We start from the raw sequence: 26,418 nt of genomic DNA, 5'->3' as shown, positions 1-26,418 counted from the left end.
CGATCAGACTGAAGGCGAAGCGATTGGCGCGGGGCGGCCGGGCATGTGGGTGCGCCGGCTGGCGTGGCTCGCCGCGATCCTCGCGGTCGCACTGGTCGCGGCGTGGCTCCAGCGGCGGGCGATCGCGCGGAGCTTCATCGATCAGGCGCTCGCACAACGCGGGGTGCCCGCGCGCTACACGCTCGAGCAGCTTTCGCCCTGGCGTCAGCGACTGACCAACGTCGTGATCGGCGACCCGCGCAACCCCGATTTCGTCGCCGACTGGATCGAGTTGCGCACGGCCGTGCTGCCCTGGCGTGCCGACCTGCTCGTCGCACGGGTCGGCCCCGCACGACTGCGTGCGCGGATCGCGAACGGGAAAGTGTCGCTCGGGACGATCGACAGGCTGCTTCCCGCCGGTGGCGGCGGTGGCGTCAGCCTGCCGCACATCGACGTGGCGCTTGCCGATCTCCGCCTCGCGCTCGACGCCCCGCAGGGGCCGGTGGCGATCCGGATTGCCGGCAAGGGGCCGCTCGACAACGGCTTTTCCGGGCGGATCGGCATCGTCGCACCGCGGCTCACGAGCGGGGGATGTACGCTTGCCGCGCTGCAGGGGACGCTCGACCTGCGGATCCGCGCACGCCGACCGGCGCTTGCCGGCCCGATCGGTGCCGCCAAAGTTGAATGCGGCGCCACCCGGATGACCGACGTTCAAGCAACGGTTGCGGGACAACTCGCCGCTACGCTCGACCGGGGCAGTGGCAGCTTGGCAGCGCGCGCGGCCCGCCTGGACGACCCCAGAGGCTCGGCCCGCAAGGTCGATGCACGAGTGGGGTTCGACGGCGGACCGGGCGCGGCCCGTGGCCGTTTCGCCCTGGCGGCCGAACGGGCCGTGCTGCCGCAGCTGGGCGGCGGCGCCTTCGCCCTTGCCGGCGATTATCGCACGAGCGCCAACGGACTGACGGTCTCGGGCGAGGCGAACGGAAGACATCTGCATCTCGCCGCGACGCGGCGCGAACAGCTTGCCGCCTATGCGTCGCGCGCGAGGGGAACGCCGCTCGCGCCGGTGCTCGAACAGATCGTCGCAGCGGCAGGGGCGGCGACGCGCGATTTCGCCGCGCGCGCAAAGTTCTCGGCGGGCTGGGGCGCCAACGGGGCCACGGCGGCGCTTACCGCGCTCGATTTGCACGCTGCCACGGGCGCACGGGTTGGAATCGGGCAGGGCCGCGGACTTCAGGTCGACGGCACGCGCGGTCTCGCAAATTTCGACGGCGTCGTCAGCACCGGCGGCGGCGGACTGCCCGAGGCGCTGATCCGCGTGCGCCGCGGCGCGGACGGCGCCCTTCGCGGTGTCGGTTTCGTTCGCCCCTATCGGGCGGGGCGGACAGAGGTTGCGCTCGGACGGCTCGACCTGCACGCAAATCCGGGCGGAAGCGGCAGGTTGACCACGCTCGCGCGGCTGAGCGGCGACTTTTCCGGTGGACGGGTCGACGGGTTGCAGATGCCGCTGACGCTGGCGTGGACGCCCGCCGCAATGGCGCTCAACCCGGAATGTACGCCGCTACGCTTTGATCGGCTGACGGCGGGTTCGACCCGTATCGGTGCGAGCGTCCTTCGCCTCTGCCCGGACGGCGGTGCGATGGTTCGCCTGGCCCATGGCCGGCTGGGCGGGGCAGTTCGTATGGGCGCGACCCAAATCGACGGCGCCGTGGGGGCCAGCCCGCTCCGGCTGAAGATCGGCGCGGGACGCGTCGATCTTGCGAGGCTTCATTTCGCGATCGACCGGCTGGCGGTCTCACTCGGCAGCGAGACGCCGACGCAGTTGCAGGCCGCCAGCCTCGACGGCAGCCTTGGCGGGGCGCTGAACGGCCATTTCGCAGGCGTCGAGGGACAGATCGGCAGCGTCCCGCTTCACCTGTTCGACGCCGGCGGCGACTGGCAGCAACAAGCGGGCGCGCTGATCCTGAAGGCGAGCGCCCGCGTGCGCGATACGGCCCCAACGGCAAGGTTCAATCCGCTGACGAGCGACGATGTCACGTTGCGTCTCGCCGATGGTCGGATCGCTGCACAGGCGACGCTCAAGCTGCCGCGCCCTGCCGGAGCGGTGGAGGTCGCCCGCGTCGCGGTGACGCATGACCTTGCGGCGGGCGCCGGCGAAGCACGCATGACCGTGAACGGCATCGGCTTTTCGGTCAACGGACTCCAGCCGAGCGACATCACGCCGCTCACCTTCGGCGTTGTCGCCGATGTGGCGGGGCGGATCGACGGCACCGGCGCGATCCGCTGGACGCCCGAAGGCGTGACGAGCAGCGGCGATTTCGGCACTGCCGGAATCGACCTCGCCGCGGCATTCGGACCGGTGCGCGGCCTGGCGACACGGCTGCATTTCACGGATCTGCTCGCGATGCAGACCGGGCCCGGGCAGGTGGCGACCACGACAGAGATCAACCCGGGCGTGCCCGTCGGCAACGGAACGGTGCGTTTCCAGCTACTCGATGCCAAGCGCATCCAGATCGAATCGGCGACATGGCCGTTTGCCGGTGGGGCGCTGACGCTTGACCCGACGCTGCTCGACTTCAACGAGCATGTCGAACGGCACATGCGCTTCCGCGTCGCCGGGGCAAATGCGGCCCAGTTCCTCAAGGAGATGGCGTTCGACAATCTTGACGCCACGGGTATGTTCGACGGCGAACTGCCGATGATTTTCGATGCCCGCGGCGGGCGCATCGAAGGCGGGGTGCTCCAGGCGCGGAGCGGCGGTTCGGTCGCCTATGTCGGGGAGGTGTCACAGCGCGACCTCGGTTTCTGGGGCAACATGGCCTTCCAGGCGTTGAAATCGCTCGATTATCGCCACCTCGTCATCGACATGAACGGCCCGCTGGCGGGGGAAATGATTACCCAGATCCGGTTCGACGGCGTCAGTCAGGGCAAGGGCGCGCATTCCAATTTCCTGCTACGGCGGCTTGCGCGATTGCCGTTCGTGTTCAACGTGCGGATCAGCGCGCCCTTCCACCAGCTGATGGATTCGGTCCAGTCATGGTATGACCCGCGCCGGCTGATCGAACGCAATTTGCCGGCACTGATTGAGGAAGAGCGGCGCGCAAGGGCCGCCGCGGGCGCGGGCGGGGAAGCCGACGGGGCAGGGCGCACGCCGCCTGCGCCCGTTCAGCCCCCCGCAAGCGGCCATCGGCCATGAAAGGAGTTGTGATGGGGGTGAAGACGATGTTCAGATCGCAATGGCGGCAGGGAAAAGCATGGCGCATCGTCGTGCCGATGCTCGCGATGCCGCTGGGCGGGTGCGTCAACATCAGCGCCCCCGACAAGCCGATCGTGATCAACCTCAACATCTCGATCACGCAGGAAGTCGTCTATCGCCTCGACAACAAGGCCAAGACGCTGATCCAAGAAAATCCGGGGATCTTCTGATGCGCACCTTCTTCGTTTCGATCGCTGCCGCCTGCACCGCCGCCGCTGTCCTCGCCGCTCCCGCCCTGGCGCTCGCACAGCGCGATCCCGCCTATCAGGCCGCACGCGAGCAGGGGCTGGTGGGCGAACAGCCCGACGGCTATCTCGGCATCGTCGGGGCCGCGACGCCCGAGTTGCGCGCGCTGGTCAACAACATCAACATCCAGCGCAAGAAGCAATATACTGAACAGGCTGCACAGGGATCGACGGTCGAGCAGATGGCCTTCGTGACCGGCTGCAACCTGATCCTGCGTTCGGCGCCAGGCGAGAAGTATCGCACGCCCGACGGCCGCTGGCTCACGCGGGGCGCGGGGGCGCCGGTACGCGATCCTCGCTGTCTCTGATCGGACGCGGCGTACTGCGAATGCTCGAAGTCTGCCGGCGATGCTGAAATCCGCCGGCCGACCGGTTCGGCAGGATGTTGACGATCCTGCCGAATGCACGATGGCATTATCATTTTACATCATCTATTATCGGCATCCCTGCACCTAAATGTAGGATCTTCGGCGATATCTTATCTATCTCTGGCGCCGTTATTCAAGCGAACGCTGTAATAGATGCCTGCCATGCGCGCGTCCAATTGCGTGGATTTTCAGCGCTATTATCGCCTTGGTCGATGCCGCTGACCAGCCGACATTCGCCGAGCCGCAGGACACCTCTTCGTTTGCCGCCAGTTGCGGCAGCCGCGATCCCCGCTGTTTGTCGCCCAGCCAAAGCGCCCCCCGCAGATCGCCGTCCGCGCCGAGATATGGGCCAAGTCTCCTTTCTTGCGCTGTCTGAATCCCTTTTATGGACGTCAGTCCGGGATCAAGCCGCCGCCGTCGCAAGTCCGGTTGCCAATGATCGTGTCTAAGCTCCGGTATTTAATTGATTTCATGACAACGGCGAAGTGCTCATTCGTCACTCGCTCCGTATTCGCCCACTTGGGCTTGTTCCACATTTACGTATTTTCGAAGGTAGGACGCGTGGGTATCCGCCCCCGCCGTCGCTGAGGCCCGCGGGGCGACGAAGGGGGATTCGGATTAAAGGCATGAACCAACAGTTTTTGGCGCATCTCGAGAGCATCATGACTGACGGCGTCAGCCGCGACATGGCAATGCACTTGATCATCGAGCGGCTGGTCGCAGACCGCTTCGCCGGCGATCCCGAGGGCTTTCAAAGGTTCAGAGGCGACGTCCTTCAGGCCGCCGACCGCTTGCCGGAGGTGATGCCCGGGGTTCTCGGGCACGATGCAGCCCAGATGGCGCTCGAACATGTCGAAGCCGTTTTGGCGGGCGCGGGCGTGTCGCGGCAGCGATGCCAAACGGCAGACACCTGAACTGGAGGTCCCGGCCGCGCCCGGCCCCGCCAGTGGCGGACATTTGACCTGACAACGCGCCTCAACGACAGAGCGGAAGGGAACGCGGTAGCCGCCGCCAAGCCTGTCCGCGTCTGGCTGCCAACGATCTCCCACGCGGAATTGGCCGGATTCCCTCGCCGTGCCATCCGCCGTTAACGAGCCGTGAGATTACGTTCCCGAGAAGCGAGGCAGCAGACAGCGAAAGGGCCGTCACGGCGCGTCAACGCCGAGGCCGGCGCCCCGCCTTTTCGGCCTGTTCGCCGGCATCAATGAACGGCGACGTCGCATTTGCCTTAGGATCATAATAGCGGTCGATCCGGTTGCGGATCCGCGACTGGACGCGATTGGCGATCCGTGTCTCGAGCCGCGCCATCGGCTCCACCTTCGCCGCGTTCTGATCGCGTGTCATGCGCTGTCCGGCCTGTCCGACGGCAGACTCAGCGACCTTGCCCGATTTCTGATCCTGTTCCTGTGCATGCGCCGGGCGAACGCAGAACAGTCCGAGCGCAAAAAGGACCAATAAAGCACGTAGCATGACAAGTTCCCGGGACGCACTGGAACGAGGTCTGTAGCCCGCCCCTGGCGGTTCGTGCAATCCGGGCCGGACCGATCCGCCGGCAAGTCACGCCTCCGATGACGCTCGGCAGCCGTCCGACGGCCCCTCGGGGTTCGTCGCGATGCAAGAATATGGGGTTCTCGCGCATTTCGACGCGATTGGTGGTTCCGCCTGAAGGAAAGATCGCCTAGTCGAAGCGCCATGCAGTCGCTTCGTCGGTCTCTTCCCCGTCTTGGCATCGGCCTGCCGCTTGCGCTTTTGGGGGCACTTCTTGCCATTCTGTTGCTTGCAGGCGGTGCGTCGCGCGCCGATGCGCTGGGACAGGCGGTGGTCCGCGGCGCCAGTTGGGCAGCCCTGATCGCGGCGCTGCTGCTCGGCAATACGCCGACCGCCACGCCCGCACGCCCTGTGCTGTGGCTGCTCGCCGCCTCGATCCTGCTCGTCGCGCTGCAACTCGTCCCGTTGCCGCCGTCGCTGTGGCAGGCATTGCCCGGACGCGGGCCGCTTGCCGGAGCGGCTGTTGTCGCCGGAATTCCCCAGCTCTGGCGTCCGCTGACGATTGCACCCTGGGCCACGCTCAATGCGCTTTCGTCGCTGGTCGTGCCGCTTGCGGTGTTGCTGCTCGCCCGAAAGCTCGGGCCCGAAGATCAGGCACGTCTGCGGGGGCTGCTGCTGGTGCTGATCGCCTTGTCGGCGCTGATCGGCTTGCTTCAGTTCTCCGGTGCGGGGGTCGAAAACGCTTTCGTCAACTACACTGTTGGCGACGTCAGCGGCACGATGGCCAATCGCAACCACTTCGCGCTGCTGATGGCGGTGGGCTGTCTTGTTGCGCCCGTCTGGGCTTTTTCCGCTCATCGCTCGGCACGATGGCGTGCACCGTTTGCACTCGCATTGCTGCTGTTGTTCCTGATGGTAATTCTGGCCAGCGGATCGCGCGCCGGCTTGCTGGTGGGCTCGCTGGCGACCGTGATCGGCATCTTTTTGGCGCGCCGCGGGCTCAAGCGTGAACTGGCCGGTGCGCCGAAGTGGCTGTTTCCCGCGCTTCTGATTCTGGTCGCGTTGCTCGCAATAGCGGCAATCGCGGCATCGATCCTATTCGGGCGCGCGATCGCAGTCGACCGAGCCTTCGTGCTGGAGGCGGATCAGGAAATGCGTGCGCGCGCGCTCCCTGTCGTGCTCGACATGGTGCGTTCCTATTTCCCCGCAGGTGCGGGTTTCGGCAGCTTTGACCTGTCGTTCCGGCTCAACGAGCCCTTCGATCTGCTCAAGCCGACCTATTTCAACCATGCCCATGATGACTTTCTCGAGCTGTTGATCGATGGCGGTCTGCCGGCGGCGATCTTGGTCGCGGTTGCGATGGGGTGGTGGGCCGTCACGAGCGTTCGCGCCTGGGCCGGGCGCGCGCGGGAAGGACAAACCCAGCAGCGGCTGGGTTCGGCGATCCTGATGGTCGTGTTCATCGCCAGCGTGTTCGATTATCCGGCGCGCACGCCGTTGGTCATGGCGATCCTGGTTCTCGCTGCGATTTGGCTGTGCCCCGGAGAGCAAGGTGCCTCGCGCTCTGCTTTACCTGGCGAAGACCAGCATCTATAGCCCTGCCTGTTTCCTTCACTCGCGGATATTTCAAGCGAATGCGCAAAATCTGTATCGCTTTACTGCTCGTCCCGCTCTTGGCAGGATGCGGCGGCAGGTTGCCTCTTAAGTCATCGGCAAGCCTGACCGTCGTCAAGGACAGCACGGCGCTTCCGCCGCCGAGCCGCGAGGACCTGACAGCGGCAGACCGTCCATCGTTGATCGGCCCGCTCGACACGATCCAGGTCGACGTGTTCAACGTCCCCGAACTCACGCGTGAAATTCAGGTCGATTCGAGCGGGCGGATTTCGATGCCGCTGGTCGGCACGATCGACGCACGCGGCAAGACGGCCGAGGAATTGGCCCGCGCGGTCGAGGCTTCGCTGCGTGGGCGTTACGTCCGCAACCCCGAGGTGACGGTCAACATCAAGAGTTCGGTCAGCCAGGTGGTCACCGTCGACGGGCAGGTCGCCGAACCGGGGCTGTATCCGGTTACCAACCAGATGACGCTGATGCGCGTGATTGCCTCGGCCAAGGGGCTTTCCGACTACGCCCGTCAGGATGACGTCGTAATCCTGCGTACGGTCAACAACCGCAAGATGGCAGCGCTCTACAATATCGCCGCAATTCGACGCGGGATGTATGAGGATCCGCCCATTTATGCGAATGACGTGGTTGTTGTGGGGGACTCGCCGCAGCGCCGCATGTTCCGCGATTTCGTCTCTCTGTCCCCGCTGCTGGCTTCGCCGCTCGTAGCACTTTTGAATTAAGGCCTGTGCTCGCATGAATATTGTTTCCACAGATATCGGCGGCGGACCTTTGCGGGCAATTCCCAACAGCGCCGGGACTGCACAGGTTCCGGCAGAGAGCATGCCCGTGCTGCGCCAGTATATTCGGATCGCGCTGCGCTGGCGTTATGTGATCATAGGCTTTGTCGTCGCAGCGGTGCTCGCGGGATTGGTCATCACGCTGTTGATGACGCCCAAATATACGGCGAACACGACGATCGAGATTGCGCGTGAGTCGAACAAGATCACCGATTTCCAGGGTGTCGAACGCGAGACCAGTGTTGCCGATCAGGAATTCTACCAGACTCAATACGGCCTGTTGCGCTCACGCTCGCTCTCCGAGCGCGTCGCAGTCGCGTTGAAGCTCGTCGACGATCCCAAATTCTACGAACTGTTCCGCTATCGCAGCAAGAAGCCGGCTTTCCAGCTGGCCAACGGGCGTTATCCCGTGGCGGGGCGCGCTGAACGTCAGCGTGCGGCCGGCGAAATCCTGATCGACCATGTCAGCGTAGAGCCCACGCGTCTTTCACGCCTGGTCACGATCGGCTTTACCAGTCCCGATCCCAATTTCTCGGCGCGCGTGACCAACGCCTGGGCCGAAAACTTCATTCAGACCAATCTTGAACGCAAGATCCAGGCGACCTCCTATGGTCGCAACCTGTTGCAGCGCCAGTTGGGCCAGTTGAAGGAGCGGCTCGACGAATCGCAGCGCCAGCTCGTCAACTACGCGTCGGCCGAGAAGATCATCAATCTTCCGGCGGCGGGCGACAACGGCAAGGGGACCGCGGAGCGCTCGATCGTCGCCGACGATCTCGCCGCACTCAACAAGGCGCTCGCGGAGGCGACCGCCGATCGCATTCAAGCCGAGTCGCGTTATCGCGAGGCCGGTGCAGCGGCGAGTTCGACCGAGGCCTTGCAAAACCAGGCGATCAACGTTCTCCGCCAGAAGCGCGCCGAGTTGACTGCCGAATATCAGCGGATGATGACGCAGTTCGAGCCGGGTTATCCGGCCGCGAAGGCGCTCAAGTCGCAGATCGACCAGATCGAACGCAGCATTGCGCGTGAAGAGGCGCGTGTCTCGGGTTCGTTCCAGGCCACCTACCGCCAGGCGGTCGAACGCGAGAACACGCTGCGCGCCAAGGTCGAGCAGCTCAAGGCGAGCTATCTCGACCTGCGTCGCCGGAGCATCCAGTACAATATCTACCAGCAGGAGGTGGACACCAACCGCGCGCTCTATGACGGGCTGCTCCAGCGCTTCAAGGAGATCGGCGTTGCCGGCGGCGTCGGGATCAACAACATCTCGGTCGTCGATCCGGCCGATGTCCCGCAAAAGCCGTCGAGCCCGCGCCTGCTGATCAACCTCGCGGTTGCGTTGCTGATCGGGCTCGGCTTGGGTGCCGGCGTTGCGTTCGGTCTCGAGCAGCTCGACGAGGCGATCGAGGATCCGGCCGAGGTCGAGCGCCGGCTCGGCCTGCCGCTCCTGGGGGCCGTGCCCAAGCTCGCGGGGGGCACCCCGCGCGAGGCGCTGCTCGATCGCAAGTCCGAACTGGTCGACGCCTATCTCGCGGTACAGACCAACCTCGGCTTCACCACCGATCACGGCGTACCGCGGTCGCTCGCGATCACCTCGACCCGACCCGCCGAAGGCAAGTCGACCACGTCGCTTGCGCTCGCAACCATGCTCACCCGCGCGCACCGCAAGGTGATCCTGATCGACGGCGACATGCGCTCGCCATCGATCCACCACCTCGGCGGCGTCAGCAACGATCGCGGCCTGAGCAACTTCCTGGCTGGCCAGGACGAGGTCGCACCGCTGATCTTCCATATGGACGAGCTCGGCTTTTCGGCGATGGCTGCGGGGCCGCTGCCGCCCAACGCCGCCGAGCTGCTGACCGGTGACCGGCTTGAGCTTCTCGTCGCCAAGTTGCTCGAAACCTATGACCATGTGGTGATCGACTCACCGCCGGTGATGGGCCTGGCCGACGCGCCGCTGATCGCCAGCCGCGTCGAAGGCGTCGTCTACGCGGTCGAATCGCACGGCATCCGTTCGGGCCTCGTCAAGACCGCGCTCGGTCGCCTGCTCAGTGCGAATGCGCGCATCCTGGGCGCGGTGCTGACCAAGTTCGAATCGCGCAAGGCGCATTACGGCTACGGCTACGGCTATGAATATGGCTATGGCTATGGCCGCGATGCCCATGCGCGCGCCAAGGTTGCGCGGGGCGGCTGACATGGCACGGCGTGGCTCCTCCCGTCGCTCCTCGATCCTGCCGCGGCGAACGCCGGCCGACTGGGCGATGCGCCTCGCGCTTGCCGGTGGGATGCTCGCGGTGGGATGGTGCGCAGTGACGCACGCGATGGCGCTGGCGGCACTGCGCACCGGCGGTATCGAGCGCGCCTATTCGCTTGCACCGTGGGACGGGCGCGTGAAGGGCTTGATGGCCGCGCTCCTGTCGCAGCCTGGCGGACAGGCACGTGACCAGCGCCAGGCGCGGACGCTTGCGGTTGATGCGCTGCGGATCGATCCGACCGCGATCGGCGCCGTCACCACGCTGGGGCTCGATGCCGCCGCGCATGGCGACGATGCAGGCGCCCGGCGTGCCTTTCTCTATGCCAACACGCTGTCGCGCCGCGATTTTCGCACGCAACTCTGGATGGTGCAGGATGCGGTCGGGCGCGGCAACATCCCGGAGGCGCTGCGCTATTATGACATCGCGCTGCGCACCTCACCGGAGGCGCCGGGACTGATGTTCCCGGTGCTGGCGGGCGCAATCGCCGAGCCCGCCGTCCGGCAGGGATTGATCGCGACGCTCGCGCGCAAGCCCGGGTGGAGCGAAGCCTTTGTCGATTATGTTGCTGGGAACGGCCCCGATCCGCGCGTCAATGCGGCCTTTCTGAGCGGCGCCCGGCGCGCGGGCGTCGCCGTGCCCGAAGCCTCCAGCGCCGCGCTGATCCGGACGCTGATCGCCAAGGGGATGCCCGGCGATGCTTGGACCTATTACAGCGCGATCCGGCCGGGCGCGCGGCGCGACACGTTGCGCAACCCAACTTTCGCCGGAACCAACGACAGTCCGTCGCCCTTCGACTGGGTGCCGAGCAATGACCAGGGCGTGAGCACCACGCTGGCCGGGACCGCCTCGCGCGGCACCTTTGCCTTTTCGGTCCAGATGGGCTTTGGCGGGCTGTTGCTCGAACAGGCGCAGATGCTGCCGCCGGGCACCTATCTGCTCGAGGGACAGAGCGACGGGATCGATCAGCCCGCGGCATCGCGCCCCTATTGGGCGCTGGTCTGTGCGGCCGACGGGCGCGAGCTGGGCCGGGTGGACGTTCCGAACGTCGCCAATCGCGCGGGCGCGTTCCAGGGGCGGCTGACGGTGCCTGCGGGTTGCAGCTTCCAGTCGCTGCGGCTGATGGCACGCGCAACCGATGCGGCGGCGGGCGTTTCGGGCGAGATTACCGAAGTGCGGCTGCGCGCGGTCGGCGCGGCGCCTGCCGCGAAATAGCCGCGCGGACGGTGACGGCAACGCTTTCGGAACGGACCGCGCTCGTCACCGGCGCGAGCGGCGGGCTGGGGCGCGAGATCGCGCTGGGGCTCGCCGAGGCGGGGGCGCGGGTGCTGCTCCACGGGCGCGAGGCCGAGGCGCTGAAACCAATCGCGGCCGCGATCACGGACGGCGGCGGCGACACCGAAATACTGCTCTTCGACCTCGCCGACGCTACGGAAACCGCGTCCGCGCTCGAGCGGTGCGGGCGGATCGACATCCTGGTCAACAATGCCGGCGCGCGTGATCGGCGACCGGTTGCCGAGCTCGATCGCGAGGCGGTGCGACGCATTCTGGAGGTCAATCTGGTGGCGCCGTTCGATCTGGCGCGGATGCTGGCGCCGCGGATGGGGCCGGGCGGGCGGATCATCAACGTGACCTCGATCGCCGGGCAGATCGCGCGGTCGGGGGATGCGGCGTACACGATGGCGAAGGGGGGGCTCGACGCGATGACGCGGGCGCTGGCGGCGGAGCTGGGGAGCCGCGAGATCACCGTAAACGCCGTCGCGCCGGGCTTTTTCGCGACCAGGGCCAATGCCGCGATGGTCGCGGACCCGGAGATTTCCGCGCATCTTGCCCGCCGCACCGCGCTGGGGCGGTGGGGACGGCCGGCGGAGATTGCCGGGGCGGTGCTGTTCTTCGCATCCGACTCCGCGGCCTATGTTACGGGTCAGGTCCTGGCAGTCGACGGCGGATATCTCGCGCATTTCTGAGCCCCGGCGTGCGAAACGCCGCAAAAATCGCGCAAAAGACGTCGTTCGCGGGAACGCGATGACATTGTAGGAAATCTCGACCGCGCGACGCTGCAACCCGGCAACCCGGCGATCCGGTCCCGCGCGCCGCCGCCGCCCCCCGCCACCGAACGGCCCGCCGAACCGGGGCCGGGCAGCGGGAGAACGCCCCCGCCGCCCGCGCCCCGCCGGGTCAGCGCAGGATCAGGTGGATGAACGCGGTGCGACCGTAATTGTCGACCTCGGTCGCCCATTGCAGCTTGTCGCCGACCAGCCATTTCGGCTTTTCGCCGAGCGCATTGTAGAGTTCGTACTTGAGCGAGGCGAAGCGGGTGATCCGCTGCGTCAGGCTGAGGTCGAGCGTGCCGTAGCCCGAGCGGCCCGCATCCTGGATCGGCGTCGCGCCGATCGATTCGAGATATTTGCCGCGATAATTGTAGCGCGCGGTGAAGGCGCTGTGCAGGAACGGCGTGTGCCAGGTGACGCCGGCATTGGCGAGCACCGCAGGCTGATAGAGCATCCGCCCGATGCTGCGCGAACCGGTGTCGGTCGACACGTCCATATGCCCCTTCATCCAGGTGAAGTTGGCGAACAGGTCGAACGTCTGGCCCGCAAAGGCCATGCCGTTGTTTTCGACGCGCGCCTCGACCCCGAGCACGCGCGAGCCCGAGGCGTTGAGCGGCTGACGGATCCTGTACGGCACCTCGTCGATCGTCGTCAGGTTGGTGAGCGTATAGATGTCGTCGGCGATCCACTTGGCAAAGCCGCTGATCCCCACCAGCCCCTTGTTGCCGTTGAACCCCTGCGTCAGCGTGAGATCGAGGTTGGTCGCGCGGCGCGGCTGAAGATCGGGGTTGCCGCGGCTGATCGAGCAGGTGTCGCCGCCGTCGTCGGTCTGGCCGCAGCTCTTGACCTCGGCCTGGGCGACGTCGCCCGGCACGGGGCGGCCGATCGTGCGGCTGATCGACGCGCTGACCATCGTCGCGCGCGCCAGCCGGTATTCGGCCGAGAGCGACGGCAGGAAGAAGTCATAGCCGCCATGGCTGCGCACCGCGCCGTCGATCACGCCTGCGGTCTGGTGCGGCGTGTCGGCGGTGAAGCGCGTGTGATCGAAGCGCACGCCCCACACCATCGCGAAACGATCGGTCCGCCAATGCAGCGCGGCATAGGGCGTGAGCGTGGTTTCGACATAGCGATAATCGGCAATCGCGCTGTCATAGGCCGAGCTTTTGGCATCGACGGGCAGCGTCACCATCTTGTCGGCGAAATCATAGCGCAGCCAGGGCAGCCGCACCGGCGCACCCATCGCGAGATAGCCCGAATCGAACATGTAATCGGCCATGTTGCGGCCGAGCTGATATTCGGTTTCGTCGAGATCGCGCCGCAGCACGAGGTTGCGCCATTCGGCGCCGACCGCGAAACCGAGCCCGCGATCCTTTTCGCCGGTGTTGTAGTTATAGTCGAGCCGCGCATTGCCCATGTCCTCGCGCGCGACGCGCGCCATCGTATAGGCGGTGCTGAGCAGATAGGGCGTCTTGGCCGGATCGAGCGCGGTCGGATCGCTGAGCGAGGTCGCATAGGGCAGCGTCCAGCGCGAATTGTCGCTGCGATAGGTGATGTACGCCGCCTTGGGATAGGCGCGCGCCACCGCATAATATTGCGCGTTGTCGTAGAGCGCCTTGGTATAGCCGCCGCGCAGTTCGAGCACGCCCTGGCCCTGTTTCCACGAAAAGTCGCCGAGCCCGCCGACGAGGCGGCGGTTCCAGTCGTCGTGCCGGTCGCGGACATAGATCGAGTTGAGCTGTTGCCGCCCGCCGTCGGGCGTCTGATCGTAAATCGCGCTCTTGGTATAGAAATCCTGCTTGTTCATCGTGGAGTCTTCGTACCGCCGCCGGCCGAACCCCAGGATCGAGGCATAGAAACGATCGTCGGGCGACTGCCATTCGAGCTTGGCCGAGCCGCCATAGGAACGCAGCGTGTTGGTATAGCTGGCATATTGCTGGTCATAGGGGACGACCAGCCCGTTCCACGCCGGATCGGACGGACCGGCGAGCTTCTTGCCCGCCGCGCTGAAGAAATACTTGGTCTCCTGCCAGTATTTGCCCGAGTTGCGGATGCGGTCCTGATATTCGCCGGTGACGATGATGCCGAACTGGCCGCCCGGGCCGAAGCGGTCGCTGACGACGCCCTTCAGCCCCTTGCCCCAGTGCGCGCCGCTGCCGCTGATCGCGTTGATGTGCGCCGGGCCGCGATAGGTCGAATAGATGCCGGTCGCGTCGAACACATGATAGAGGCCGCGATGATCGAACGCGCTGCGCGTCGCGATGCTGACGACGCCGCCGATCGCGTCGCCGGGCAGTTCGGGCGTGAAGCTTTTATAGACCTGGTTGCCCGCGGTCATGTTCGACGGCACGAGCTGAAGATTGACCTTGCGCGAGCCGTCGCCGTCAGACCCGATCGACGCGATCGAGATGCCGTCGATCATCGTCGCGTTGAGATCGGACGCGATGCCGCGGATCGAGATGAAGCGCGGCGTGTCGCCTTCCTCGATCCCGGCGACGCCGGGGAGCGTGACGAGCTGTTCGACGACCGAGCCGTCGCCGCCCGCCAGCGTGTTGACGTCGTCATAGCGGATCGTGTCGACCACCGCGGTCGCCTCGCGCGCCATGCGCGACGGGGTGCGGCGGCCGACGACGAGGATCGCCGAACCCGAATGGCCGTCGGGCGCGGGCGCATGTTCGGCGGTGGCCGCATGGCCGAGCGTGACGACGGTGCCGTCGATCGCGCGCACGGTGATGCCGGTACCGCGCAGCAGCCGGTCGAGCCCGGTGCGCAGATCGAACCGCCCCTTGACCGCGCCCGTCCGCTTGCCCTGCGTCAGCGCCTTGTCGACCAGGATCTGGACCCCGGCCTGGCGCGCGAACCGCTGAATCCCCGTCGCAGCGGGCTGGGCGGGAACGTCGAAGCCGACCGCCTGCTGCGCCATGGCGGGCGCGGCGAGGGCAGGTGCGGCGAGCGTGCAGGCGATCAGGCCGGTGCGGAACAGCCAGGCCGACCGGCGCGAGAGCGAAATCATGGAACCTCCGGATTGACGACTTGCCGGAGAAGAGGCGCGGCGCGCGATTTTCCCTCAACCGCGCGACGAATTTTTCGCGTTACTATTCGATGACTATTTCATTACTGTTCTGCGTCACGCGCGCATTGCTGAGCCGCGCGAGCGCGCGCGCGAATTCGAGCGACTGGCTGGTCTGGAAATAGCCGACCAGCCGATATTGCGCGGCGCGCGCGTTGCGGATGCGGATCGGCCGCGTGCTGTAGCGGTTGAACTCGGCCGCGGCCTGGAGCCCGGTTTCGCCGTCGAGCCCGATTTCGCCGCGCCGCCACGCCAGCGCGTCGTCGACATTGACCGCGACCGGACGCGGCGGATCGGCCGCCAACACGCCGCGCGCGTCCGAGGCGGGAAGGAAGGCGCGGTTGCCGCGCGCGATCGCGACCGGCGGCGTCGAGGCGCCGTCAACCCAGGCGAGCACGCTGCCTTCGCTGACCACCACGGTGACGCCGTCGGCGTCGCGGCGCACCGAAAAGGCGGTGCCGGTGGCGCGGACATGGACGCGGCCGGCGCGCACCTCGAACGGGCGGGCGCGGTTGTGCGCGACCTGGAACCACGCCTCGCCCCGGCGCAGGCTGAGGTCGCGGCGTGCGGGGCGATAGGCGATGTCGAGCGCGCTGTCGGTGTTGAGCGCGGCGATCGAACCGTCGGCGAGCCGCACCGCGCGATGCTGACCGATCGCAGTCGCGACATCGGGCGCGACGGGAAATGCGAACCACAATGCCGCCGCCGCCGCAAGCGTGGCGGGCAATGCGGCATAGGCAAGCGGGCGGCGCCACCCGTGCGGCATGCGTGCGGGGGCGAGGACGTCGTCGCGCTCGGGCTCGGGCTCGGCGGGCGGCGCGGCGGCATCGGCGGTGCGCAGCCAGTGGCGCATCGCGCGCGCGCGCAGCCATGCGCCGCGGTGACGCCGATCGGCGGCGAGCCAGGCATCGAGTTCGGCCGCCGCGCCCGCATCGAGCGGGCCGGCCTCCCACCGGTCCGCCCAGGCGCTGGCGATATCGTCAATGGAGCGCATGCAGGCGGGACTCGCGAGGATGATCGGCGGAATCGATCCGGCCGCCCGATGCGCCGGGATCGCCCGCCAGCATCCGCAGCACCAGGCTGAGCCCCCGGCGCGTGTTGTTTTCGACGACCTTTTCGGTAACGCCAAGATATCGCGCGGCTTCCTTTTGCGAAAGCCCCTGGACGCGGCGCGCCTCGACCGCGTGGCGATAGGCGGGCGGGAGCGCCGCGACCAGATCGAGCACGCGCCGAAGCTGAAGCCGCGATCCCACGACGCGTTCGGGCGAGGGCGCGTCGTCGGCAAGGGCGCCGAGCGTCGCCTCCGCGATCGGTTCGAACCGCGCGATCCGGTCGCGCCGCGCGCCGTGCGCGAGGATCGACCGCACCGTCGCGAAGAAATAGGCGCGGCCGTTCTGGATGTGATCGACCGCGGGCAGCTCGGCGAGGCGGCAATAGGCCTCCTGGATCACATCGTCGATCTCCGACGACGCGGCGCCGCGACGGTGCAGCCAGGCACGCACCCCCGCTTCGTGCGGGACGATGTTCGCGGCGACCCAGCGGATCGTCCCGTCGCGATGATCCTGTACCCCCAAAACGCCTGATCCCCCGATCGTGCCGGATCGCCTGCCCGAACCCGCAGCCTTTCCCCCGCGGCCCCAAAGCCAGAAGGTTGCGACAGATTGATGACAGGGGGGGAGGGGGAAGGGGAGAGGGAGGGGGGCGGGGGGCGGGGAAGCGCGCGGCGGGGGTGCGCGGCGGGGGCGGGCACGCTATGCGCGGGGCATGTCGATCGCCGTGCCCGAGTCCTCGCCCGCCGCCGTTCCCGCCGATCCGCTCGACCGCTGCGCGCTGTCGGCATTGACCGGGCGGCAGGCGGGGTTTGCGCTGACGCGCGGCGGCGCGTGCCGCTATCATCCCGAGGTCGGCGTGTTCGCGGCGGTGCGCGACCGCAGCGCCGCGACGCTGGCCGGGCTGGCGGCACTGGTTGCCGAGTTCGGCGATGTCGCGCTGCTCGAGGCCGATCCGCCGGCCGCGATCCCGGGGCTGCGCGTCGTGTCCGAGGATGCGGGGGTGCAGATGGTCGCCGGCACGATGCCCGCGGCGCGCGCGACGGGCGACGCGATCGTGCCGCTGGGCGAAGCCGACGCGCCCGAGATGCTCGCGCTCGCGACGCTGACCGAGCCGGGGCCGTTCTTTGCCGGCACGCACCGGCTGGGCGACTTTTTCGGCATCCGCCGCGACGGGGCGCTGATCGCGATGGCGGGCGAGCGGATGAAGCCCGCGGGCGCGACCGAAGTGAGCGGCGTGTGCACCCATCCGGCGCATCGCGGCCAGGGCCTGGCCGCCGCGCTGATGCACCACGTCGCCGAACGGATCCACGCGCGCGGCGAAACGGCGTTCCTCCACGCCTATGCCAGCAACCACGGCGCGATCGGCCTGTACGAACGACTGGGCTTTCGCGTGCGGCGCGAATTGCGGATGACGCGGCTGGGGGTGGGGTGAGGGGCGGGCATGAGCCCACGACCGAGGACGGCCCTTCTTGACCGTTCACAGCAATGCGTCCTAGTCCGCAAAACCTGATCTCCAAGTTCGCCGAGATTACCTTTGCGACGATAAACGAAAGAGATGAACGTGAAGAAAATCGCTGTTGTAGCGAATTTGGCGGACTCTCTGCTGCATTTTCGTGGCCCATTGCTCAAGTATTTGGTGGACAAAGGACATGACGTTCACGTTCTTGCGCCGAGCTATTCCGATGTCCAACGTGATGCACTGCGTGAAATCGGGGTCTCACCCGAGACTTACTCAATTCAGCGCACGGGGCGAAACCCCTTTGCCGACCTTGCGACGTTTCGCGATTTGCTCCGCTGGTTCCGACGTGAGCGCCCAGACATCAGCCTGACGTACTTCATCAAGCCAAACATCTATGGCAATCTGGCTGCAGGCCTGCTCCGGACACCACGAAGGGTGGCGATGGTCGAAGGGCTTGGATTTCTTTTCACTGAGGGCGACTTCCCCAGCTTGAAAAGGACTATGCTTCGGCAAGTGGCAACGCTTCTTTTGCGCGCTGGTCTCGGACAGGCCCAGACGGTGCTGTTTCTCAATCCTGACGACAAGCGGGAATTCATCTCGCGAGGCATCGTTCGTAAAGAAAACGCACATTTGCTGGGCGGTATCGGCGTTGATCTAGAGGCGTACCCGCGGCTTCCACTGCCGCCCCAGGACCAGCCTCCCTGCTTTCTGATGATCGGTCGACTGCTCCGCGAGAAGGGTGTGCGGGAATTCGTAGAGGCCGCGCAGATCGTCAGAGCGCGCCATCGAGCGGCTCGCTTCCGTCTCGTCGGCGGGCTGGATACAAACCCCGGCGCCATTAGCCTTGCTGAAGTAGAAAAGTGGCAGCGCGCGGGGGTGATCGAATGGGCAGGGGAAGTGTCGGACATCGTTCCAGAGATCGCGGCCGCGTCGGTCTTTGTCCTACCCTCGTATCGCGAAGGGGTGCCGCGTAGCACGCAGGAGGCCATGGCAATGGGGCGCGCGGTGGTAACGACCGATGTACCCGGATGCCGCGAAACCGTCGAATCTGGCGTAAACGGGTTGCTGGTTCCAGTGCGCGACCCTGCTGCACTGGCCGACGCAATGACATATTTCTGCGAGAACCCTGAGGCAATCGCTGCAATGGGGGCGGAGAGTTATCGGATCGCTACTGCGCGGTTTGACGTGCACCAAGTGAATGGCCGAATCTACGACTACCTAATGGAAAATGTCCAATGACGCGGACGCCAAACATCTCAGGCGGTTGGGTCACGCACCGCGGGCGCGCTGTAGAATATCGCATGGTCGACTACCGCGATCCGGCCCAGACACGCCCACCGATCCTTGTGGTGGTACCCTGCTACAACGCGCAGCGCTGGATCGAGCCATGCTTGGCCGCACTTCGCGGAAACGACGAACCCCATGATGTGTTGATCGTGGAGGACGGCGGAACACCACTAGACCCGCCAATTGAAGGCGACAATATCATCCATTGTCGGTTTCAGGAGAATATAGGATTGATTGCAGTCCTTAACTTCGCCGCCCGCTTTTGCCTGGGTCAAAACTATAAGTACTATGCCCGGCAGGATGCCGACGACTTCAGCATGCCAACCAGACTCCAGAAACAGCATGAAACGGCAGAGAGAACTAGCGCCGACCTGGTCAGTTGCGGCGCGATATTGGCAACCGAAGACGATCGATATCTTTGGGAACATCGAGGGTCCCTGCCCTCAGATCTGATCAGCGCACTCGCATATCGCAACATCTTTGTTCATTCGACGTGGTTTTTGCGCACTAGTACATTTACTAGAATCGGGTGCTACGATGATCGTTTCGTCGGCGCCGAAGACTTCGATCTCGTGCAGCGCATCGCGCGAAAGGGCAAGATTGTCAGCGTAGAGGAACCACTTGTCACCTATCGCGTCCATGGCGGTTCGGTTCTCGGCAAATCCAATCGCCCTGCGCGCACGACCGTCCGGGTGATGGTGCGATACTTCTCGTGGCGACGGGCCGGCTGCTATTGGGGACTTATGCGAGGCATCGCAGCCGCAATAGTCCCGCGGGGCCTAAAAACGAGAGTCCGCCGCCTCATCAAAGGCTAACGTAACCCCGATTGCAGACCATTAGCCCAGTTTAGCGGCGTATAGCCGTACCACCCCACCGCGACCTGAGAAATTGCGACGCAGGCCAACATGCCAAGCACCGCCCCGCGGTAGCTGCGCATTGCCGGCGCCCCTACCAGCACAAGAATAAACATTGGGATTGCTAAAAATGCAAAATACGCCAGGCGATCTGCATAAATCAAAAAGCTGAAATTATAAAATGGCATCGTAAGAACTGTATAAAACAGAGCAAATTTTCTGATTTTTACATCGTCCCCGCTGCCCCCCTTTGAAGACCGAACTAAAAACCAGTAAATAAACATAGGCGCCAAAAGAAAAGCTGCCCAATCCAAGCGATTTCCCGTCCCGACCCCTGTTGAAATGACATAAGATAAATCATTCGACGACAGTTGTTGGACATCGTACTTTTGAAGGCGATCAACGACGCCTGTTACAAACCGAATCGGGTTTATTTCGAGAAAATTGGCGATAAATGCCAAAAAATTTACGCCCCAGAGAATAATGATCGTTCTCTCACGTTTTTCAAGCAACATTGCTGCTTGAAAAATGAAAAGGAGGCCCGCGGATGAGTGAATTAGCGTTGCCGCGATACCGAACCCAGCACACATGAGATGATTGCGGAAGTCAGGTTTATCCGTGCGGAGAATAAACGCCGCCCCCATTAGCATGACGCCGCCGGCCAAAAACTGTCGGGTTATGTTAAGCGCACCCGCCCAGAAGGAAAAATACCCGATCAAGAGGCACACAGCGAACGGAAAGTAACGCACCGCTCCCGCAGCCGCCATCATTCTGAGATATCCCAGCAGGGCTATACAAACACATAATACTAAGAATGTCTGAAAAGACATAAAATATCGAGCAACTGACATAAAAGCCAGGAATCCGATTTCATATTGATCGGAAAATGAAAATATATCTGGATAATAATAAACAAAATAATAATTAAAGCGGTCCGTTGAAGGAAGGCCTTCGAGTCGCGCCGTGGGGAGCGGAGAAATAACGCACCAAGCAATGAGCACAGAGCAAAAGACGACGGCAGGAAAGGAGAAGATTGGGAAATACTTACTCCCGGCCATTGAAACCCAAGCGCATAAAAAGGCAGCGCAAACCGCGATCACGAGCCCTAGGTTGACGCCCCAAAAAGCCGATGCATTGAATTCCAGCCCAACTCCGAGCGCAAACCCACCGACCAGGTAGAGCGCCAATGCACGCTCCCATGATCCGTCTATTGTTGCATTTCGGAGGGAGAGGGCGGTAGGCGCAGCGAGTCGAGAGGACAATGGCATGCCCCCAGCCCTAGCGCGAAGTCATTTGGCGCCGCAAGCCGACACGTGGGGGGCTGCCCTCTGACGAAGAAATCCATAAAGATCTCTCTGTATGTGTCGGACATTCATGCGATGGCACTACGGTCACCACCGTTTTGAAGCCCGCACGAACGCTGGGGGATCACGGTCAATCCAACTCAACAGGTGGTTCTTGTACTTTGCAATAAGACGACGCCGCTTCCTTGCCGCGGCGGCGACCCTATCGGGTACATTCGCGGCCCCTCTACGCCTCGCCGCGCAGTCGCGCGTCCAATTGACGCCCGAAATGTTCTGCGGCGTGGGCTATCCCGACGCTGCGAGCGCAATGACGGGCATCGATTCCACTCGCGCCGTTCAGGCCATGGCGGATTTCGCAGCCGCCCACCGCCAGCCTTGCGGCGGCCGGGAAGGTATGTGGTACAAGGTTGGAACAGTTGCTTGGCCGTCGCATTCCGACGTTCACAATCTGGCACTGTTATTTCGCGGCGGGTCGGAAGACGGAGCGCCATATACCATCGACGCAACAAGCTCGCCTCGTCATGATCTGAGGTTCACAGATTGCAGTGTACACGGCAATCGTCTCAATCAGCAGGACCTTCGCACTTCGGGCGGCGACGGACAGCGCTTTGGCTGGGCATTACGCGCCGGCTTCCCTGATGCCATCTCTCGGGTGACGCTGATCCGCTGCAAGGCTTGGCATTGCGCTACGGATGGTTTCTTCACGACATGTAGCGGTGCCAGCCAGGCCCCCGGCGGCTCCTATTTCCACCGCGAGATATCAATGGAAGCGCCCGATTTTCAATGGAACGGTCGCCATGGTGGATCGCTCATGGGCGTGAAGGGTCTTCGAATTGTCGGTGGAAACCTACGAAACAACGGAAAGCATGCGCCCGGTCATTCCCCAGATGTCCGATCGGGTGGCATGGCTCGGATGTTCAATGGTGGGCCGTTTGGCCGACCATGGGATTGCGAGAGCGAGCTACCCGGTGAAGGATTCGAGGACATTCTGTTTCGCGGCGTTGACATGCGAGACAATGCAGGTGGAATGTTATTCCATCATGTGCGGTGGCCGGGCCACCCGTTAGCACGGAACATCAGCGTCCAGAATTGCCGGCTTTCGGATCCCAGTGGACAGACCACCGGCGACGGAGCGCTGATCTTCTTTGGCGTGGACGCAACGACAGGCAAACCATTTCGGAACGGAACGATGGTATATGACGGCGTCTATGCCCTCGATAACCAATATGAGCGACACGGTGTCAGCGTCTATAACGCCAATCACGTGCGAATTTCCGGAGGGCATGCCAACATCACCGGACCCGGCTTCTGGGGCTATTACGCCATGGCGCATCAGTGCGGAGATGATATCGTTATCGATGTAAGAAGCAATCGCCCGCACATCTGGCGCGCGAACGGGGATCAGGGAGGAGTGATCAGCAGTCCGCTCTACAGCAAGGCTAAAAGGCGCTCGAGTTGATCTTCGTAAGAGGGCAGCTCGATCGCCCGGTCGACCGCCCGCCCGAGGTTACTGGAGGAGTACGCCAACGCCGAGTCGATCGCCTCCGCCAAGGACGCCTCGTCTTCCTCGGAAACAAACACGCCCGGCAGATCGGTGGGGAGACTGGGGTGACGCGTCGAAACGAGCGGCAATCCGAGCAGCAGAAACTCGTAGAACTTGGTCGGCTCTGCATATCGAACGTTGAGCTTCCCCATCCTACCCGCCTCTGCGGGTACAGGATAGAGGCAGACCAGCGCGGCCGCCTCTGACCAGAGCCGTTGCATCAGTTCTGCGCGGGGCACCGCCGGACTGATGACGAGCGTCTTGTCATGTGGAAGCGCGATTTTGCGGAGACGATCAACGTATTTTGGGTCGACTACCGGACCGATCAGTTCGAGTTCAGTGGCGCTGGAGCGCGCGAAGGCGCTTACTAGCAGCGAAATGCCCTGGTAGGTTGCAATCAGCCCCCCGTACATGAGCTTGTTCGCTGAGGGCATGCGAGGTGTAGCCCGCAGCGCGTTTATCTGCGCCTGCGTCACGGAATCAGGTACGTTGCGAACCACAAGATCCGGCGCCCGGGCAACGCGCCGTCGGATCCGCGCACGATGGCGATTGACATCAACGAGAATGTCGATCGATCGAATAAGCCAATTGGCGACGCGCTCGATCGTAGAATCTCCTTCCAGTTCATAGGCCAACACGGCAGTGCGTGCGCGCTGCACCTTCCACAGCGGCAATCCGAACAGCACGGAGCGGCCGCCGATAAGGAGGATCGCATCAGCGCGTGCTGCGCGCGCGCGCCATGCAGCTCCCAGCGCTGCAATTGCACGCTTCCATCCCGAGGTGGCGCCTGCCGCAACGATGTTTACTGAAATGCCGGAATCATCGGAGCAGCGCGCGTGCGCGCCAAGATAGACCACCTCGACCTCGCACCCCCGGTTCTGAAGAAACCGAGCCACCGTCCAAACCGCCCCGTAGACCTTAGTGAGGTCGAAATAGGAAAATATGACAACTTTCACGCGGGCATACCTTAGTTATTTTCTACCGGAGGGCAATTTGAACTTGGCGCCAAATCAGGGCTTGGAGGAGGGCAGTTCCGGCGGATACCCGCCGTAGCCGGAAGGTAGCGATTTGATCTGCCAAAGCGTCCACAGACCGATCGACACACCGAACAGCGCGTACGAGACCAGCCTTGCTTCGGCGAAACCCGCCGTCGAGCGCGATGACAATGCAAGGGACGCCAGGATAAATACCACCGCCCACAAGACATTGCCAGCGGCAGTCGCCCGAAACTTCCCCATTCCCATCAGCATGGTTCCGAACGGGAAAACCATAGCGCTAATCCACCCTGCTGCGACGAGAATGAAGAATGGGTACACAGCATTTCCTTGATGATAGAGCCCCAGCAGAATAGGCCCGCACAAAAATAGAATTAGCGCCGGCGTCGTGACCAGCACCGTGTTGGCGGCGAATACCAACCTTGCTCCGCGCCGAAATGATTTAATTTCCCGTCGTTCATACCACCGCGCCAACCGTGGCATCGTCACTTGGTTCAAGGCCGCGGGCACGAACATGATGAGCCCCATCCATTGCTGAGCAATCGTGATGATTGTGGCATTAACGGACGGGGAGGATCGACTAAAGATATAGCTGAGCACCACCAAGTTGGTCGGCTCGACAACTGAAGAGCCGATCAGCGCGGAGGGGATTCGCCCGACGGTGTTTCGCCACGCCGAGAATCGGGCGGACGCGGCGCGATCGTGACGTTGCGTCGTGCGCAAAAGCATCAGGCCGCTCAACGAAGCAGCAGCCAGCGCCGCACCGGCGACAAGAATGACGGTTTCCTGTGGACTGCGCGTGAGAAGCGCGGCCGCGACCTGCAGTCCCCCGAGAGCCAATCCGCTTATCGCGGAACGAGCGTAAGCCCCCTCGGCCACGAGACCGGAAAGGGCGACTGCCTGGGCACAGATGCCGCCTGAGAGGACCGCAAGCGTCACGCAGAAACGCAGCTTCGAAATGCCCGTCGGGGCAACGGGAGCGGAGACCGCAACCGCGACAGCAACTCCGGCAGCGAGCGCGGCTCCCATTAACACCATGGAGAGCACCATTGGAGCTCCCTTTTCGCCGCGCGCGCGAGCACCCGCGATCGCAGAAACCAGTGGCAGGGAAAAGCCGGGAGAAATGGCAAGACCGAGAATGCCCCCCCACAACAACAACGAGGAAACCTGCGCGAGACCTCGCTCGTGTGGTGCAGCGGCAATGATCAGCAAGGCACCGATCTGCAGCGCCCGATTACCGCCCGATCCGACCACGGAGAAAAAGATGCCATGGAGCACCGCGTTGACGCGGACATGGGTCTGGAGGCGCCCCGCGAGCCCCGTAATCATCTTAGGAAAATGGGCCATAACGCGACGGCCACGGGCTGTCGTCATGACAAAGATGAGGTAATGCGCGAAACAATGCGGGCGGCGGCCTTACCGTCGCCATAGGGGCTGCCGCCTTTAACCATGGCAGCATATTGTGCCGGATCGTCGAGCAGGCGATTGGCCTCTGCAAGTATCCGGCTTGCGGTGGGCCCGACCAAACGTGCACTGCCGCTCTCGATCGCTTCGGGGCGTTCCGTGGTATCGCGCATGACCAAAACCGGTTTGCCAAGCGACGGCGCCTCTTCCTGAATCCCCCCGGAGTCGGTGACGACGAGATGGCAGCGCTTCAGAAGCCCCACAAAGGGTAGATAACTCAGCGGGGCAACCAGATGTATGTTGGGAACGCCGCCAAGCATCTCGTGCACCACATCTCGAACCGCGGGATTGAGATGGACCGGATAGATCAACTCCACGTCGTCGCGCTGCGCCAGCGTTCGGATGGCGACGCATATCTGACGTAGGCCGTCACCAAAATTCTCCCGCCGGTGGCTCGTGACCAAGATGAGCCGCTTGTTCGAGTCGAAAGATGGCAGATCCGCGCTGGCCCGTTCTGCAAATTCGCGATCTTCATCGATCTGGCGGACGATTTGGTGCAAGGCGTCGATAACCGTGTTGCCGGTGACCTCAACGGTCGATGGATCGACGTGCTCCGCCAGCAAATTGTCAGCGGATCGGGGCGTCGGCGCGAAGTGGAGATTCGAAATCGTCGTCAAGAGACGGCGGTTCGCCTCTTCGGGCCAAGGCGAGACGATGCTTCCAGTGCGAAGACCAGCTTCAACATGCGCCACGCGAATCTTGCGATGGAATGCAGCCAGCCCGGCAGCAAAGGCGGAAGTCGTATCGCCCTGGACGACGACCCAGTCAGGAGACTCCCGTACTAGCACTTCATCAAGCGACAACAGCACGTTCGCGGCGAGTTCGGAAAGATGCTGACGAGGACGCATGACTCCAAGGTCATATTGCGGCTCAATTCCGAATAGATCCAAAACTTGGTCGAGCATTTCGCGATGCTGTCCGGTTACGCAGGTCACATGCGTTATATCCGGACGCTGTTCGAACGCGCGGACCACGGGTGCAAGTTTTATTGCCTCCGGACGCGTGCCGAAGATGCTCATGACTTTCATCAAATATTCCTCCGGAGACGGCGATAGCGAACGGCGCACAACGAGAAAAGGCTTTCGCGGCGAGAGGAGACCGATGGCCCGACGTCTATGATATCGCCCGACCGCTCGCGAACGCAATGTCAGATGCCGACACAATATTGTCGTCATTGTCAGCAGCGACGGAGCTGAGTCGCCCCGGTTCATCCGACGCGTTCGGTTGAAAAGCTGCGGTTACCGACAAGATCGGGCGAAACGGCGACCCTAGAAACCGAAGAGCCGCGCAGGCCGAAATGAATGACTCCCGCCCGCCATTGACACGCCGGCTCCGAGGCTTAGGCAGTCCCCACCTGA

General features: G+C 64.0%; 21 protein-coding genes. 13 read left to right on the top strand and 8 right to left on the bottom strand.

Annotated features, from left to right (window positions below; all coding sequences use genetic code 11):
• The first annotated feature begins 43 nt into the window (after window positions 1-43).
• The 4 genes from ACT3CF_RS07200 (at window position 44) to ACT3CF_RS07185 (ending at window position 4,762) form a co-directional block, all read left to right on the top strand.
• A complete protein-coding gene (locus tag ACT3CF_RS07200; protein ID WP_478421557.1) occupies window positions 44-3,175 on the top strand; it encodes an intermembrane phospholipid transport protein YdbH family protein in 3,132 nt (1,043 codons plus the stop codon).
• 77 nt (window positions 3,176-3,252) lie between these two features.
• Window positions 3,253-3,405, top strand: a complete 153-nt coding sequence (locus ACT3CF_RS07195; protein WP_478421917.1) for a YnbE family lipoprotein — start codon at window positions 3,253-3,255, stop codon at window positions 3,403-3,405.
• On the top strand, window positions 3,405-3,788 hold the full coding sequence (locus ACT3CF_RS07190) for a YdbL family probable chaperone protein (RefSeq protein WP_478421555.1): 384 nt from the start codon (window positions 3,405-3,407) through the stop codon (window positions 3,786-3,788). Before ACT3CF_RS07195 ends, ACT3CF_RS07190 begins: the two co-directional genes overlap by 1 nt.
• A 686-nt stretch (window positions 3,789-4,474) precedes the next feature.
• Window positions 4,475-4,762, top strand: a complete 288-nt coding sequence (locus ACT3CF_RS07185) for a hypothetical protein (protein WP_478421554.1) — start codon at window positions 4,475-4,477, stop codon at window positions 4,760-4,762.
• A 241-nt stretch (window positions 4,763-5,003) separates the two neighbouring features.
• Here the strand turns inward: ACT3CF_RS07185 and ACT3CF_RS07180 are convergent, their stop codons facing one another.
• Complete coding sequence (locus tag ACT3CF_RS07180; RefSeq protein ID WP_478421552.1) at window positions 5,004-5,192, bottom strand: hypothetical protein; 189 nt, start codon at window positions 5,190-5,192, stop codon at window positions 5,004-5,006.
• Between the two features lie 348 nt (window positions 5,193-5,540).
• On the opposite strand from ACT3CF_RS07180, the gene ACT3CF_RS07175 reads away from it, so the two are divergent.
• From ACT3CF_RS07175 to ACT3CF_RS07155, 5 genes are read left to right on the top strand one after another with little or no spacing between them, the layout of a single operon-like run.
• Window positions 5,541-6,932, top strand: a complete 1,392-nt coding sequence (locus ACT3CF_RS07175) for an O-antigen ligase family protein (protein ID WP_478421551.1) — start codon at window positions 5,541-5,543, stop codon at window positions 6,930-6,932.
• A 38-nt stretch (window positions 6,933-6,970) separates the two neighbouring features.
• Window positions 6,971-7,681, top strand: a complete 711-nt coding sequence (locus ACT3CF_RS07170) for a polysaccharide biosynthesis/export family protein (RefSeq protein WP_478421550.1) — start codon at window positions 6,971-6,973, stop codon at window positions 7,679-7,681.
• Between the two features lie 13 nt (window positions 7,682-7,694).
• Window positions 7,695-9,926 (top strand): GumC family protein, encoded by a 2,232-nt coding sequence (locus ACT3CF_RS07165; protein ID WP_478421549.1) that lies wholly within the window; start codon window positions 7,695-7,697, stop codon window positions 9,924-9,926.
• Between the two features lies 1 nt (window position 9,927).
• Window positions 9,928-11,199 carry a hypothetical protein gene (locus ACT3CF_RS07160; RefSeq protein ID WP_478421548.1) on the top strand — a complete coding sequence of 424 codons (1,272 nt, stop codon included), beginning with the start codon at window positions 9,928-9,930 and terminating at the stop codon, window positions 11,197-11,199.
• An 11-nt stretch (window positions 11,200-11,210) separates the two neighbouring features.
• Entirely contained in the window at window positions 11,211-11,951 is a 741-nt protein-coding gene (locus ACT3CF_RS07155) for an SDR family oxidoreductase (RefSeq protein ID WP_478421546.1), read from the top strand.
• Between the two features lie 211 nt (window positions 11,952-12,162).
• Here ACT3CF_RS07155 and ACT3CF_RS07150 read toward each other — a convergent pair whose 3' ends face one another.
• The 3 genes from ACT3CF_RS07150 to ACT3CF_RS07140 all read right to left on the bottom strand — a co-directional run bounded on the left by ACT3CF_RS07150 (window position 12,163) and on the right by ACT3CF_RS07140 (window position 16,676).
• Entirely contained in the window at window positions 12,163-15,045 is a 2,883-nt protein-coding gene (locus ACT3CF_RS07150) for a secretin and TonB N-terminal domain-containing protein (RefSeq protein ID WP_478421545.1), read from the bottom strand.
• An 82-nt stretch (window positions 15,046-15,127) separates the two neighbouring features.
• A complete protein-coding gene (locus tag ACT3CF_RS07145) occupies window positions 15,128-16,096 on the bottom strand; it encodes a FecR family protein (RefSeq protein ID WP_478421544.1) in 969 nt (322 codons plus the stop codon).
• Entirely contained in the window at window positions 16,083-16,676 is a 594-nt protein-coding gene (locus tag ACT3CF_RS07140; RefSeq protein ID WP_478421542.1) for an RNA polymerase sigma factor, read from the bottom strand. The genes ACT3CF_RS07145 and ACT3CF_RS07140 overlap by 14 nt, the downstream gene beginning before the upstream one ends.
• 190 nt (window positions 16,677-16,866) lie before the next feature.
• On the opposite strand from ACT3CF_RS07140, the gene ACT3CF_RS07135 reads away from it, so the two are divergent.
• The 3 genes from ACT3CF_RS07135 (at window position 16,867) to ACT3CF_RS07125 (ending at window position 19,715) form a co-directional block, all read left to right on the top strand.
• Complete coding sequence (locus ACT3CF_RS07135; protein WP_478421541.1) at window positions 16,867-17,586, top strand: GNAT family N-acetyltransferase; 720 nt, start codon at window positions 16,867-16,869, stop codon at window positions 17,584-17,586.
• A gap of 129 nt (window positions 17,587-17,715) precedes the next feature.
• A complete protein-coding gene (locus ACT3CF_RS07130) occupies window positions 17,716-18,852 on the top strand; it encodes a glycosyltransferase family 4 protein (RefSeq protein ID WP_478421539.1) in 1,137 nt (378 codons plus the stop codon).
• 62 nt (window positions 18,853-18,914) lie between these two features.
• Window positions 18,915-19,715, top strand: coding sequence for a glycosyltransferase family 2 protein (locus tag ACT3CF_RS07125; protein ID WP_478421537.1), 801 nt, complete (start codon window positions 18,915-18,917; stop codon window positions 19,713-19,715).
• Here ACT3CF_RS07125 and ACT3CF_RS07120 read toward each other — a convergent pair.
• Complete coding sequence (locus ACT3CF_RS07120) at window positions 19,712-20,941, bottom strand: hypothetical protein (RefSeq protein WP_478421535.1); 1,230 nt, start codon at window positions 20,939-20,941, stop codon at window positions 19,712-19,714. The two genes, ACT3CF_RS07125 and ACT3CF_RS07120, sit on opposite strands and share 4 nt — an antisense overlap.
• A 373-nt stretch (window positions 20,942-21,314) precedes the next feature.
• Here ACT3CF_RS07120 and ACT3CF_RS07115 point away from each other — a divergent pair, with 373 nt between their 5' ends.
• The gene (locus ACT3CF_RS07115) at window positions 21,315-22,517 is read left to right on the top strand and encodes a hypothetical protein (RefSeq protein WP_478421533.1); all 1,203 of its coding nucleotides are present in this window, start codon (window positions 21,315-21,317) and stop codon (window positions 22,515-22,517) included.
• On the opposite strand, the gene ACT3CF_RS07110 is transcribed toward ACT3CF_RS07115, so the two are convergent.
• From ACT3CF_RS07110 to wecB, 3 genes are read right to left on the bottom strand one after another with little or no spacing between them, the layout of a single operon-like run.
• Window positions 22,487-23,557, bottom strand: coding sequence for a glycosyltransferase family protein (locus ACT3CF_RS07110; protein ID WP_478421531.1), 1,071 nt, complete (start codon window positions 23,555-23,557; stop codon window positions 22,487-22,489). The genes ACT3CF_RS07115 and ACT3CF_RS07110 overlap by 31 nt on opposite strands.
• Window positions 23,558-23,611: 54 nt before the next feature.
• Window positions 23,612-24,943 (bottom strand): lipopolysaccharide biosynthesis protein, encoded by a 1,332-nt coding sequence (locus ACT3CF_RS07105; protein WP_478421530.1) that lies wholly within the window; start codon window positions 24,941-24,943, stop codon window positions 23,612-23,614.
• Between the two features lie 23 nt (window positions 24,944-24,966).
• On the bottom strand, window positions 24,967-26,088 hold the full coding sequence (gene wecB, locus ACT3CF_RS07100; protein WP_478421529.1) for a non-hydrolyzing UDP-N-acetylglucosamine 2-epimerase: 1,122 nt from the start codon (window positions 26,086-26,088) through the stop codon (window positions 24,967-24,969).
• Window positions 26,089-26,418 lie beyond the last annotated feature (330 nt).

Source organism: Sphingomonas chlorellae (genome assembly GCF_056485145.1).
Note: the sequence above shows the minus strand (reverse complement) of the source record. Positions and strands in the feature narration are given on the sequence as shown.